This window comes from Aggregatibacter sp. oral taxon 458 str. W10330 (assembly GCF_000466335.1).
In the GTDB taxonomy this organism is placed as follows: domain Bacteria; phylum Pseudomonadota; class Gammaproteobacteria; order Enterobacterales; family Pasteurellaceae; genus Aggregatibacter.
Window position 1 is genome coordinate 82,074 of record NZ_KE952608.1, and the last position, 13,449, is coordinate 95,522.

General features: G+C 44.3%; 15 protein-coding genes and 1 other RNA gene. 3 read left to right on the forward strand and 13 right to left on the reverse strand.

Annotated features, from left to right (window positions below):
* Positions 1-24: 24 nt before the first annotated feature.
* The 6 genes from thiI to htpX form a co-directional block, all read right to left on the reverse strand.
* Positions 25-1,479, reverse strand: coding sequence for a tRNA uracil 4-sulfurtransferase ThiI (gene thiI / locus HMPREF9065_RS04100; RefSeq protein ID WP_021616244.1), 1,455 nt, complete (start codon positions 1,477-1,479; stop codon positions 25-27).
* 93 nt (positions 1,480-1,572) lie between these two features.
* On the reverse strand, positions 1,573-2,058 hold the full coding sequence (locus HMPREF9065_RS04095) for a C40 family peptidase (RefSeq protein ID WP_021616245.1): 486 nt from the start codon (positions 2,056-2,058) through the stop codon (positions 1,573-1,575).
* A 60-nt stretch (positions 2,059-2,118) separates the two neighbouring features.
* Positions 2,119-2,415 carry an integration host factor subunit alpha gene (locus tag HMPREF9065_RS04090; RefSeq protein WP_021616246.1) on the reverse strand — a complete coding sequence of 99 codons (297 nt, stop codon included), beginning with the start codon at positions 2,413-2,415 and terminating at the stop codon, positions 2,119-2,121.
* Positions 2,416-2,418: 3 nt separating this feature from the next.
* On the reverse strand, positions 2,419-4,809 hold the full coding sequence (pheT, locus tag HMPREF9065_RS04085; RefSeq protein WP_021616247.1) for a phenylalanine--tRNA ligase subunit beta: 2,391 nt from the start codon (positions 4,807-4,809) through the stop codon (positions 2,419-2,421).
* 19 nt (positions 4,810-4,828) lie between these two features.
* Complete coding sequence (gene pheS / locus HMPREF9065_RS04080) at positions 4,829-5,818, reverse strand: phenylalanine--tRNA ligase subunit alpha (RefSeq protein WP_021616248.1); 990 nt, start codon at positions 5,816-5,818, stop codon at positions 4,829-4,831.
* Between the two features lie 245 nt (positions 5,819-6,063).
* Positions 6,064-6,933, reverse strand: coding sequence for a protease HtpX (gene htpX, locus HMPREF9065_RS04075; RefSeq protein WP_033002564.1), 870 nt, complete (start codon positions 6,931-6,933; stop codon positions 6,064-6,066).
* Here htpX and HMPREF9065_RS10105 point away from each other — a divergent pair.
* Positions 6,923-7,078 carry a hypothetical protein gene (locus tag HMPREF9065_RS10105; protein ID WP_156901101.1) on the forward strand — a complete coding sequence of 52 codons (156 nt, stop codon included), beginning with the start codon at positions 6,923-6,925 and terminating at the stop codon, positions 7,076-7,078. The two genes, htpX and HMPREF9065_RS10105, sit on opposite strands and share 11 nt — an antisense overlap.
* 18 nt (positions 7,079-7,096) lie before the next feature.
* Here the strand turns inward: HMPREF9065_RS10105 and rnpB are convergent.
* Positions 7,097-7,485, reverse strand: an RNA gene (gene rnpB / locus HMPREF9065_RS09780) — RNase P RNA component class A.
* 122 nt (positions 7,486-7,607) lie between these two features.
* Between rnpB and HMPREF9065_RS04070 the strand changes: the two genes are divergently transcribed.
* Both HMPREF9065_RS04070 and HMPREF9065_RS04065 read left to right on the forward strand, forming a co-directional pair.
* Positions 7,608-8,543 (forward strand): KpsF/GutQ family sugar isomerase, encoded by a 936-nt coding sequence (locus HMPREF9065_RS04070; protein ID WP_021616251.1) that lies wholly within the window; start codon positions 7,608-7,610, stop codon positions 8,541-8,543.
* Positions 8,543-9,097 (forward strand): KdsC family phosphatase, encoded by a 555-nt coding sequence (locus HMPREF9065_RS04065; protein ID WP_021616252.1) that lies wholly within the window; start codon positions 8,543-8,545, stop codon positions 9,095-9,097. The genes HMPREF9065_RS04070 and HMPREF9065_RS04065 overlap by 1 nt, the downstream gene beginning before the upstream one ends.
* A gap of 102 nt (positions 9,098-9,199) precedes the next feature.
* Here HMPREF9065_RS04065 and dapB read toward each other — a convergent pair whose 3' ends face one another.
* The 6 genes from dapB to ribE are packed head-to-tail and all read right to left on the reverse strand — an operon-like array spanning position 9,200 to position 13,083.
* Positions 9,200-10,012, reverse strand: coding sequence for a 4-hydroxy-tetrahydrodipicolinate reductase (dapB, locus tag HMPREF9065_RS04060; protein ID WP_021616253.1), 813 nt, complete (start codon positions 10,010-10,012; stop codon positions 9,200-9,202).
* An 18-nt stretch (positions 10,013-10,030) separates the two neighbouring features.
* Complete coding sequence (locus HMPREF9065_RS04055; protein WP_033002565.1) at positions 10,031-10,651, reverse strand: LysE family transporter; 621 nt, start codon at positions 10,649-10,651, stop codon at positions 10,031-10,033.
* Positions 10,652-10,658: 7 nt separating this feature from the next.
* The gene (locus HMPREF9065_RS04050) at positions 10,659-11,150 is read right to left on the reverse strand and encodes a phosphatidylglycerophosphatase A family protein (protein WP_021616255.1); all 492 of its coding nucleotides are present in this window, start codon (positions 11,148-11,150) and stop codon (positions 10,659-10,661) included.
* Between the two features lie 10 nt (positions 11,151-11,160).
* On the reverse strand, positions 11,161-12,153 hold the full coding sequence (thiL, locus tag HMPREF9065_RS04045; RefSeq protein ID WP_021616256.1) for a thiamine-phosphate kinase: 993 nt from the start codon (positions 12,151-12,153) through the stop codon (positions 11,161-11,163).
* 24 nt (positions 12,154-12,177) lie between these two features.
* On the reverse strand, positions 12,178-12,603 hold the full coding sequence (gene nusB / locus HMPREF9065_RS04040) for a transcription antitermination factor NusB (RefSeq protein WP_021616257.1): 426 nt from the start codon (positions 12,601-12,603) through the stop codon (positions 12,178-12,180).
* A gap of 6 nt (positions 12,604-12,609) precedes the next feature.
* Entirely contained in the window at positions 12,610-13,083 is a 474-nt protein-coding gene (gene ribE / locus HMPREF9065_RS04035) for a 6,7-dimethyl-8-ribityllumazine synthase (RefSeq protein WP_021616258.1), read from the reverse strand.
* Positions 13,084-13,449: the final 366 nt, after the last annotated feature.

The following is a 13,449-nucleotide window of genomic DNA, read 5'->3' on the forward strand; positions in this document are numbered from 1 at the left end:
CCATCCTTTAAAGTGCGGTCGATTTTAACGTGATTTTTTAAACACACTCACGTTATTAAATCCACTTTCTTTCAAATACAGCGCCTGCAATTTGCTCATCACGCCACGTTCGCAATACAGCACATAATGCTTACTTTGATCCAACTCAGCGAATTGACCGGAAAGTTTATAGAACGGCAGCAGAATCATTGCTTGATTTTCAATGTGTAACGGGTTTTCGTCGATTTCTTCCGGGCTACGAATATCAATGATCACATCATTTTCACCCAACACAGACACGGCATCCACGGAAACGACATCTTTCTCCGTTTGCTCGGCAATTTGGCGAATATCTAAATATTGCGCATTTTCCACCGCACTTTCCAACACGGCAAAATTGAAATTGCCTTCTTCCTGTTCAATTTTCGCTTTGATCGCTTTCACTGTCGGATTTTTGGAAATCACACCGCAAAATTCCGGCATGGATTTGGCAATATCATCGGTGCCAATGTGTTTTGCCATGGCGATGATTTTTTCTTTGTCGTGTGTAATTAATGGGCGTAACACCAACACCTCGGCAGCTTCATCAATTAAACGCAAATTGGTTAAGGTTTGGCTGGAAACCTGTCCTAGCGCTTCCCCTGTCACAATCGCCTGAATGTCGAAACGTTGCGCGATTTTGGACGCCGCGCGCACCATCATGCGCTTGAGTACCACGCCCATTTGGCCGTTATCCACGTTCTCGAGAATCTCGCCTACCACACCTTCAAAATTGATCGCCACGAAACGCACTTTGTGGGAGCTGCCGTAACGTTGCCAAATATGATACGCCATTTGTTTTACGCCAATTTCGTGTGCCGCACCGCCTAAATTAAAGAAACAATAATGCACACGAGAACCACGGCGCAACAACATATAACTGGATACGCCGGAGTCAAATCCGCCGGAAATCAGCGACAACACATCTTCCTGCGTACCAATCGGATAACCGCCGATGCCTTCATAACGGGCACGCACCAGCATCATTTTGTCATCTTCAATTTCAATACGCACCGTCACATCTGGATTTTTCAGTTGTACTTTGGCGCTGGCAATATGTTGATTTAATCCGCCACCGATGTAACGCTCGGCTTCCAATGAATTAAATTCATGTTTGCCTTTACGTTTCACACGCACGCAAAAGGTCTTATTTTCTAATTGGGATGCCACATCCGACAGTGTTTGCTCAAAAATCTCATGCAAGTTCGCGAAGGGTTTCTCTTCCACTTGCAGAAAATGGTGAATGCCCGGAATGCGTTGTAATTGCTCGATAAGCATCGGTAAATTTGCGTCGATTTTCGACCGCACTTCGATATAATCCCAATGCTTTATTACCGCGACCGTATCATCATATTTTGTTAATACATTACGGATATTGCTGGTCAGAATTTTCACGAACCGTTTCCGCACGGATTCGCTTTTAATCATAATTTCAGGAAATAATTTGATAATAAATTTCATGTTGTACTACTTTCTTGTGATATAAACATGGCGAGTCTTACGACGAAGATCTGTTCGCCCTGATCTGTTCGCACTGGTGAGAAAAGCGGTATTTTAGATTCGTCTCGCTTGCCAATAGGTTTTTCGCCAGTAATCACTGTTTAAGGAAGAATAAACCACTCCGCCTTTTGTTGAGGCGTGCAGGAATTTGTCTTCTTTGACATAAATGCCGACATGATAACCGTTTGGCCCACGCCCAGTTTTAAAGAAAACCAAATCCCCGGTTTGAATATCTTCTTTTTCAATATATTGCCCATAATTGGCTTGCTCTTTAGTTTGACGAGGCAATTTTATGCCAAAACGATCGAAAAACGTGGTCTGTACAAAACCGGAACAATCCACTCCCTTACGCCCCCGTCCACCAAGCACATAAGGCGTCCCTGCCCATTCATGTTGTTGTTCGCTTAATAAGGCAATCGCCATGATGGGATCGTTAATTTGCCCTTTGTAATTAAGCTTTGAAGACTGATAGCCGCTGCCGGAACAGGCACTTAATGCCAGTACGCAACCGCAAAACACTAAAGATTTTAAAATACGCATTGATGAGTGATCTCAAACTAAAAAGCTATCAACAAGAGGATTATTGATAGCTTATATTGATTAGGCTTTCGGTTTAACTTTTTCGACCCGATTGCGCAATTTTTGTCCCGGTTTAAATACCACGACACGTCGGGCAGAAACCGGCACGCTTTCACCGGTTTTGGGATTCCGTCCCGGGCGAGAGGCTTTATCGCGCAACTCAAAATTACCAAATCCGGATAATTTCACGTCATTCCCGGTTTCTAACGCAACGCGAATTTCTTCAAAGAAACTTTCGACCAAATCCTTGGCTTCGCGCTTGCTGAAATGAAATTTCTCAATAAGATTCTCGGCGAGTTCTACTTTAGTTAATGTCATAGTTTAATCTCTCAAGTAAGCATTAAAACGTTGTTTTAACTCAGATAATACCGCTGAAATTACTGCGTTAATTTCATCTTCTTCAAGGGTTTTTTCATTGTCTTGAATCACGAGGCTTATCGCTAAGCTCTTATGACCTTCTGCGACGCCATTACCTTGGTAAACGTCAAACAAATTCACTTGCGTTAATTTATCACCGCCTACAACACGACAAGCGTCTAATACATCATCTGCTGCAACACTATCTGCAACCACAAGAGCTAAGTCACGGCGGTTCGCCGGGAAGCGGGAAATTTCTTTTGCTTTCGCAATATCACGACGAGAAATAGATGCAATGGAAATTTCACACACAAATGCCTTGCCATTGATACCGATTTTTTGTGCAATCGTCGGATGAAGTTGACCGATAAAACCAATTTCTTCTTCATCTAACATAATCGCAGCAGATTGCCCCGGATGTAATGCTGTGTAGGATTTTGCTACAAATTTTGCTCGATTTCCAGCAGAACTTAATGAAAGTAAGTTTTCAATATACCCTTTTAAATCATAGAAATCCGCAGGGACCGCTTTTTCGCTCCATTGCTCACGAGCTTTAGAACCGGTCATCACTGCCGCAAAAACGTGTTCTTGACGTACACCAAATTCGGCTTTTTCATCCGGTATAAAACGTAAACCAAATTCAAATAAACGCACGCGATTTTGTTGACGATTTTGATTATAAATCACGGCACCAAGCAAGCCGGTTAGTAAAGAAACCCGCATCGCGGACATTTCAACAGAAATCGGATTCGGTAGAATAAGCGGTTTAATTTCCGGATGTAATAAACTTTGAATTTTCGGATCAACAAAGCTATAAGTAATAGCCTCATAAAAATCGCAACTCACTAATGCCGCTTTGATACGCGATAATTCAATATCCGCTTCGCTATGCTCACGCATACGCAAATGGGCCAACGGTGCATTATTTGGAATGCTGTTATAACCATAAATACGTGCCACTTCTTCAATCAAATCTTCTTCGATTTCAATGTCGAAACGCCAAGATGGCGCAACTGCTGTCCAACTGTCGTTGGCGTAAGAAACCTGCAAACCAAGACGTTGTAAAATATCCGTTACGGTTTCTGTTTCAATATGATGTCCAAGTAATGCATCTAATTTGTGACGTTGTAATGTAACTTGTTGACGTTTTGGTAAATTCGCTTCATTCGTTACTTCACAAATTTCACCGGCTTCACCACCACAGATGTCCAATAAAAGTGCGGTCGCTCTTTCCATTGCTTTGCGTGGCAGCTCAAAATCCACCCCACGTTCAAAGCGATGAGACGAATCTGTATGCAAACCATATTGACGCGCGCGACCGGTAATCGCTAATGGCGCAAAAAATGCCGCTTCTAAAATCACATCTTTTGTATTTTCTACATTCACACCACTGGCTTCACCACCAAAAATCCCCGCCATTGCCAACGCGCCATTTTGATCGGCAATCACTAAAGTGTTCGGTTGAAGTTTCGCAGTTGTGCCATCTAACAAGACAAGCTCTTCATTTTCTTTCGCCATACGAACTTGTACCGGCTGCGCCACTTTTGCCATATCAAAAGCGTGCATTGGTTGGCCCAATTCAAGCAAAATGTAGTTCGTGACATCCACAATGGGATCGATGGAACGAATATCGCAACGACGCAATTTCTCTTGTAACCACATTGGCGATTGCGCTTTAACGTTGACATTCTTAATCACACGTAATAAATAACGTGGACAGGCTTCGGCAGCTTGAACATCAATTTGTACTTTATCGCTAATGGTCGGTTTAACCACCTCAAAGTGCGGTGGATTTTCGTGAAGTTTATTCACCACGGCTAATTCACGCGCCACGCCGGCAATGCTTAAGCAATCCGCACGGTTTGGCGTTAAGCTGATTTCAATAGCGCTGTCGTCTAATGTTAAATAATCGCGTAAATTGGTACCGATAGGCGCATCTTGTGGTAATTCGATAATCCCATTGGCATCAGATTCAATACCAAGTTCGCTGAATGAGCAAAGCATGCCTTCGGAAGGTTGGCCGCGTAATTTGGTTTTCTTGATTTTGAAATCGCCCGGTAATTTAGCACCCTCTACCGCACAAGCGACTTTCAAGCCTTGACGGCAATTCGGTGCACCACACACGATGTCTAACAAACGCTCACCGCCCACATTCACTTTGGTTACGCGTAATTTATCCGCATCAGGATGTTGTGCACATTCCACAACTTCGCCTACGACAACACCGGTGAAATCGCCGGCAACTTTTTCTACTCCGTCAACTTCCAAGCCTAACATGGTAATTTGTTCGCAAAGTTGTTCCGTAGAAATCGCCGGATTAACCCATTCGCGTACCCATTGTTCACTAAATTTCATACTTATCTCTCACTCAAAATTATTTAAACTGTTTCAAAAAGCGTAAATCATTCTCGAAGAATGAACGTAAATCTGTGACGTTGTAGCGTAACATGGTTAAACGCTCTACTCCCATGCCCACTGCGAAACCGGAGTATTCGTTCGGGTCAATGCCGACATTGCGTAAAACGTTAGGATGCACCATACCGCAACCCAACACTTCTAGCCATTTGCCGTTTTTACCCATGACATCCACTTCGGCAGAAGGTTCGGTGAATGGGAAGTAAGACGGACGGAAACGCACTTGCAAGTCTTCTTCGAAAAAAGCGCGTAAAAAATCATGCAATAGGCCTTTTAATTCAGTGAAATTGGCGTGTTTGTCCACATACAACAATTCGATTTGATGGAACATCGGTGTGTGGGTTTGGTCGTAATCGTTACGATACACGCGTCCCGGCGCCATAATGCGAATTGGCGGCTGTTGTTTTTGCATGGTACGAATTTGTACCCCGGAAGTTTGCGTTCTTAACAATAATTCAGGATTAAACCAGAATGTGTCGTGATCGGCACGTGCCGGGTGATGTTTAGGAATATTTAAGGCATCAAAATTGTAATAATCGCTTTCGATTTCAGGACCGGACTCCACAGAAAAACCCAGTTCAGAGAAGAATTTGGTGACGCGCTCAATAGTAATCGAAACCGGATGTAAACAGCCAATTTCCACTTTGCGTCCCGGTAAACTCACATCAATACGTTCATTTTCTAATTGTGCATTTAATCGAGCTTGTTCCCATTCTGCTTTTTTCGCATTTAAGAAATCCAATGCAATTTGTTTGGCTTCATTAATTTTCGCCCCTACGGCCGGACGCTCTTCCGCCGACACGTTGCGCAACTCTTGCATTAATTGGGTAAAATGCCCTTTCTTACCAAAATACTCCACGCGAATTTCATCAAGCGCGGCAAGGCTTTTATCTTCAATGTTGTCTATGGCATTTCTTGCTTTTTCCACAAGATCTTTAAGATGCTGCATAAATATCCTCTGTGATGATTAATTTATCTAAAATTCTGTCAATAATAATACTAACTGTTTAGAAAATCACGCAATTTATCCATCACCGCAGAAATTATTCTGTCATAAAACGAAGATTTATTGGGAAAAATGACCGCACTTTATTCTTCCGTTTGCCTTTCTCATGAAACTTTTCAGGTGTTTTCTTTTGGCAAAAAAAATAGAGGCTTAAAAAAGCCTCTATTGATTAAAAATACATTTTATTATTAAGGTAACTGTTGCAACGCTTCAATACGTTTTTCCAACGGCGGGTGGCTTAAGAATAATTCTTTTAAGCCGCCACCACGTTTACCGTTAATGGCAAATGCCGCCAAGGTGGAACCTTCGAGCTCTTCCGGCTCATGCAAGTTTTGTAAGCGTTTTAGCGCATCAATCATTTTTTGCTTACCCACTAAATTCGCCGAACCTGCATCAGCCCTGAATTCGCGTTGACGAGAGAACCACATAGCGATCATGCTGGCTAAGAAACCAAATACGACTTCCAGCACCATCGAAACTAAGAAATAGATTCCTGAATTATTTGAACTTTCGTTATCCTGATTACGAGAATTCGCGACTACGTTGGCAATGATGCGTGATAAGAAAATCACGAAGGTATTGAGAACACCTTGTAGTAACGCCATGGTCACCATATCACCGTTTTTAATATGACTAACTTCGTGCGCTAAAACTGCTTCGGCTTCGCCACGAGTCATTTTATTTAACAATCCGGTACTCACCGCCACTAACGAATTGTTTTTGCTTGCGCCGGTGGCAAACGCGTTCACATCCGCAGAATGATAAATAGCAACTTCCGGGCGAGGCAAACCGGCACGATCCGCTTGTGAATATACAGTATCCAATAACCAACGTTCTGTTTCGTTGCGCGGTTGTTGAATCACTTCAGCCCCCACAGAACGAATTGCCATAGTTTTGGACATAAATAACGAAATAATCGAACCCGCAAAACCAAATAATGCGGCAAACAGCATTAAACCGCTCGCATCACGAGATTGAATGCCGGTTAACGATAAAATGATGTTAAAAACCAACAATACTGCCATGTTGGTCGCAAGGAAAAGTAAAATGCGCATCATCGATGAAAAACTCCTCAATAAAACAGTAATAAAAACACGCTTGGCTATAATGGCGACAAAAAGAGGAAAATCAAGTATGCCAATGAATTCAATGAGAAAAAATGTTTGTTTTATTGGAAAAAGAGAAAAGTGCGGTGAGTTTTGACCGTGTTTTTGAAAAGAAAAAGGGAGTTGGTCGATAAGCCGGGTTCTGTCGTGGACAATCATTCATCTAGGCGCATATTTACACATACGCTCAAGCAACCTACCCGAATCCTGAACGGGCCATTCATTGGATTCCTATTTGGTCTTGCTACGAGTGGAGTTTACCCTGCTGCCAACCGTTACCGGCGGCCCGGTGCGCTCTTACCGCACCCTTTCACCCTTACCTGATCCCTTGCGGGCCATCGGCGGTTTGCTCTCTGCTGCACTTGTCGTAGGCTCTCGCCTCCCGGACGTTATCCGGCACTCTGCCCTGTGTAGCCCGGACTTTCCTCCCGCCTACTTGTCCCCTAGGTTACACTTGCGCGAATTTGAGGGCTTCAATAGACCGGCGATTGCCTGACCAACTCAGGCGCGCAGTATAGCGTAAATTCAAGGTGAAATATAGTGTTACGTAAAAAGTTGGGCTAGAATGAACGCCATAAAAACAGGCCTAAAAAACACCGCACTTTTGTGCCAATAAGGAAACTTCCATGGATTATTTACAGATCGCTCGGGAAACGCTGGGCGTTGAAGAAAAAGCCCTCGGGCAACTCAGCGAAAAATTAGACGACACCTTCACTGAGGTTGTTGATTTAATTTTAAATTGCAAAGGACGCTTAGTAATCGGCGGTATCGGCAAATCCGGTTTAGTGGGGAAAAAAATGGTCGCCACCTTTGCTTCCACCGGCACACCGAGTTTTTTCCTGCATCCTACGGAAGCCTTTCACGGTGATTTAGGCATGCTGAAACCCATTGATGTGGTGATGCTCATTTCTTACAGCGGCGAAACCGACGATGTAAACGAACTCATTCCAAGCCTAAAAAACTTCGGCAACAAAATCATTGCGCTCACGTCCAATAAAAATTCCACTTTAGCGCGTCATGCGGATTATGTGTTGGACATTCGCGTAGAACGGGAAGTCTGCCCGAACAATCTTGCCCCGACCACCTCCGTGGTTGTGACCATGGCATTGGGCGATGCGTTAGCGGTTTGTTTAATGCGCGCCCGTGATTTCCAACCGGAAGATTTTGCAAAATTCCATCCGGGCGGCAGCTTAGGCCGCCGTTTGTTATGCCGCGTGAAAGATCAAATGCAAACCCGTTTACCGATTGCCGCCTTAACGACCTCCTTCACCGATTGCTTAACCATTATGAATGAAGGTCGTATGGGCGTAGCGTTGGTCATGGAGCAACAGCAATTACGCGGTATTATCACCGATGGTGACATTCGCCGTGCATTAACGGCCAACGGTGCTAACACACTGAGCAAAACCGCACAGGAATTGATGACCTCTCATCCAAAAACTATCCATCAGGATACCTATTTATCTGAAGCGGAAAATTACATGAAAGCGCACAAAATTCATTCTTTGGTTGTGGTGGATGATGCACAAAATGTGGTCGGTTTAGTGGAGTTCTCAAGCTAATGACAACGGAATTACAAGAAAAATTAAAACAGGTGAAATTCGTTATCACCGATGTGGACGGCGTATTAACGGACGGTTTACTGCACTACGATGCAAACGGCGAAGCGCTCAAGAGTTTCCATGTGCGCGATGGTTTAGGCATTCGCATGTTGATGGAAGCCGGCATTCAGGTCGCTGTATTATCCGGACGTGATTCGGCAATTTTGCGCAAACGCATTACCGATTTAGGCATTAAACTCGCTTTTTTAGGCAAACTGGAAAAAGAAAGCGCCTGTTTTGAATTATGCCGCCAAGCCGGTGTTGCGCCGGAGCAAACGGCTTACATTGGCGATGACAGCGTTGATCTCCCCGCTTTCGCTGTTTGTGGACTTTCCTTCGCGGTTGCCGATGCACCGGAATATGTCAAAAACTGCGCTGATTACACACTAGGCTTAGGCGGTGGCAAAGGCGCCTTCCGTGAAATGTCCGATCTGATTCTAAACGCCCAAGGCAAAGCCGAAATCTACAATTCAGCGCAAGGATTTTTGAAGACGGCGAAAAAGATGGCACAGTAAAAACTGCCGTAAAAAACGACCGCACTTTAAGCTCTTCTCTCAAGCGAAGCCATTCGCTCAAAGTTCTCAAAGTGCGGTTCAATTATGCGATTTTTTCTTAGCTTATAAATTATTTAAATCCAACACATCCGTCATATCAAACAAGCCTTGGTCTTTTCCTTCAAGCCATTTCGCCGCACGCACGGCGCCGTTCGCAAAGGTCATACGGCTAGACGCTTTGTGAGCAATTTCAACGCGTTCGCCAATATCGGCAAACCAAACGCTATGTTCGCCCACCACATCGGAAGCGCGGATCGTTGAAAAACCGATTTCATCTCGTTTGCGCTCACCGATAATGCCATCACGGCAAAATACGCCGTGGGTTTTCAAATCACGCCCCAAGGTTTTCGCGATGTGTTCGCCCATGGAAAGTGCGGTGCCGGACGGCGCATCCACTTTGTGGCGATGATGCGCTTCGATGATTTCAATGTCGCAATAATCGCCCATCACTTTGGCGGCTTTTTCTAATAATTTGAACACCAGATTCACCCCCACGCTGAAGTTAGAGGCAAACACAACGCCAATCTGTTCTGCTGCGGCTTTAATTGCCTCTTTGCCTGCATCATCAAAGCCCGTCGTGCCAATAATGATATTTTTTTGATTCGCCACACAAAATGCCAAATGTTCCAAGGTGCCTTCCGGACGGGTGAAATCAATCAGCACATCGAATTGTTCTTTTGCCGCGTTTAAATCATCGCCCACTTGAATGCCTAAGTGACCAATGCCCGCCAACTCACCGGCATCCGCACCCACCAATGAAGAGCCTTTACGCTCAAATGCCGCGCCTAATACCACGCCTTCTGCATTTTGTACTGCTTGAATCAACTGACGCCCCATGCGTCCACCTGCGCCTACGATGGCAATTCTTAACGCCATAATCTTCTCCGATTTAAACTAATTTATAATTTTCAACGCACCACTGTAAATGAGATACGCGCCAAATAAAATAAAAATCACGCCTGACGCGTTATCCATATAGCGACTATATCGGCTATAAAAACGTTTTGCAAAGGGACGTGAAAATAAGAGGGAAATCACATAGAAATAAACAAACGTTTCTAACGTGATAAGAAAAAGTGCGGTCAACATTTGCCGCGTTTCGGTGATGTTGACGAGGACAAAAGACATCACGCTGCTGAAATAAATCACTACTTTGGCATTGGATAAATTCACCAACAAGCCTTTGATGATTTCATTTTTAGACGCGGTGTTTTGTCGCAAATTGGTTTCATCAAATACCGCATTGGTTGTGATCCGAGCCATTTTTACACCGAGATAAAACAAATAGCTACCACCCAATGCCATGACAATACCTTGCAACGCCGGCATCGTTTTGAACACAATCGCCAAACCTAACACTGCAGCCGTCGCCCAAATAGACACGCCAATCGTAATGCCCATCACACCATAAATTGCGGTTCGCCGAGAATGCATTGCCGCAGCACGGCTGACATAAAAGAAATCGGGCCCTGGCGAAAGCAATCCCATCAAATGAACGAACATTAAATGTAACATGATGTCGCTAGATAAAATGCGCTAAGGCAAGAATGACGAGAATGCTATAACCTGCTGCCAAAATATCATCCACCATAATGCCAAAACCATTGGTAAGTTTTTCATCGAAATAGCGAATAGGGTAAGGTTTTAAAATATCAAACAGGCGGAAAGTCACAAAAGCAACAGCGCACCAAAATAAGGACACTTGCGGCACAGCCAACAGCACCAAGAAAACCGCGACGATCTCATCCCAGACAATGCTGCCGTGATCGTGTACGCCCATGTCGTGGCTGGTGCGTTCGCATAACCAAATGCCAAGAAAGAAACAAAGTGCGGTCAATATAAAAAACGTTTTTGCACCCAGCCAAGGCAATAATAATGCGCCAACGATCATGCCCACCAAACTGCCCCAAGTACCGGGCGCCGGGTGCAATAAACCGGAACCGAAACCCAATGCGAGAAAATGAATAGGATTGCGCAACGTCACCCGTTCAAGGGGATTTTGTGGTGCAGTCATAATAAAAGACCTATTTAAAATGATCGAAACCGCCAGCGAATTCGACTTCTACCCGTTGACCATGGCGTTGGAATTGAATGCGATTTTTATTTTTAGGGTGAATCGCACGAATTTGTCCAATGCAAGTATAGTTCACGCCAATATGCGCCAATGCCTTAGCTAATTTGGCTTTGTTGCTATCCGGCACAGTAAAACAAAGTTCGTAATCTTCGCCGCCACTCAAAGCATATTGTTCCGCCTGTGCCAAACCAAATTCACTGACTAATTCAGCCGATAGCGGCAATTTATCTAACTCAATTACCGCACCACATTGGCTACGTTCTAAAATATGCGTTAAATCCGCCACACAACCATCAGAAATATCAATCGCTGAACTGGCTAAGTGTGTTAAAGAAAGCGCCATGCCCAGCAACACTCTCGGCGTTGGACGCAGATGACGATGAATCAGAAATTCTTGTGCAGAATTCACTGCACTTTTACCTTGCAATAAATAAGACAATCCGCCTGCACTATCGCCCAAGGTGCCGGATACATAGATCCAATCGCCAACATTGGCATTGTGGCGACACAGTGCTTTATCTTTCGCAATAATGCCTTGTGCGGTAATGGTAATGCTTAACGGGCCTTTGGTCGTATCTCCGCCAATGAGATCCACGTTATAGTGATCGAGAATCGAAAAAAAACTCTCACTAAATTCCGTCAACCACGCATGATCGATGTTGGGTATCGTCAAGGCTAAGGAGATCCAAGCCGGTTCTGCACCCATCGCCGCAAGATCACTCAAATTACTCGCCACGGCTTTATAAGCCAAATCTGCAGGTCGGATACTCGGTAAAAAATGCACGCCTTCAACCATCGTGTCTGTTGTAATGGCGAGGTGTTGATTTCGATTCAGTTCGGTAACAGCACAATCATCACCGACCGAAAGGAGGACGTCTTTGCGAGGCGCGCGCTTAGAGGCAGTAAAATAACGTTGAATAATATCAAACTCCCCTTCTCTCATTGCGCCTCCCTGTCTCAATGAAAATTAACGTCGTACGAGTGGTGCAACTTTATCCAATACACCATTAATGTATTTATGACTTTCGTCTGCGCCGAACACTTTGGCAACTTCAATCGCCTCATTGATTACCACTTTATACGGCACATCCACCTCAAATTGCAGCTCATACACTGCTAAACGCAAAACGGCTTTCTCAACCGGATCTAATTCCGCTAAACTGCGATCCAAATAGCCTTGCATGGTACGTTCCACCGCCTCTACGTTCTCTACGGTTTGGCGAAATAATTTACGGAAATACGGGGTATCTACGCCCTTCATGTCTTGTTCGGTCATGAAGTTAAGTTCGATGATTTCCGGTGAGTTCTGCGAAATTGCCCAAGAATATAGGGCTTGTACGGCACATTCACGGGCACGGCGACGAGGAGAAATTTTTTTCACTTGTTCGGTCATCGTAAGTTACACCGCCTGAATTTGATTTAAAAGATTCACCATTTCTAACGCAACCAATGCGGCCTCTGCGCCTTTATTACCGGCTTTTGTACCGGCACGTTCAATGGCTTGTTCAATGTTTTCTGTCGTCAATACGCCAAATGCCACCGGAATGTCAGATTCCATCGCCACTTTGCCTAAACCACTGCTGGCTTCGCCTGCCACATATTCAAAGTGTGCTGTGCCACCACGAATCACCGTGCCTAATGCAACGATTGCATCAAATTTTTTGCTTTCTGCTAATCGACGGGCAACTAATGGCAATTCATATGCGCCCGGCACACGAACCAATGTAATATTTTCATCTTTTACTTGACCGATGCGTTTCAATGCATCCAGTGTGCCTTCCAAAAGGCTTTCATTAATAAAGCTGTTAAAACGCCCGATAACCACGGCGATTTTTGCATTTGGTGCAGCAATCTGCCCCTCTAAAATGTTCATATACTTTCCTACATTGTCGTAATAAAAAATTGCGTGCGGATTCTAGCATAGAATTCCGCTATCAGCAGTAAGAAAAGTCAACGTGCGGTTAAAAACACCGCAAACCTAACAACATCAATCACGATAAATGTCCTCATACTTTTACTAGCGTTGCCATCATCTAGGCGCAAAAAACACGCTTTTTTATCACCGCACTTCCTTTTTTCATCGCAAAAGAAATGTGCACTTAATAACAATCCGAACGTAAAACGTGCGGTTTTAGGCTCCCTATAAAAAGGACCTATACTTCAACAAAGCTCCTCAAGAGGTTTGTGAAAGCTGGCAACCGTGTTTATTTTTTAGTGAATCGTAGCGTGCAACTTGTTG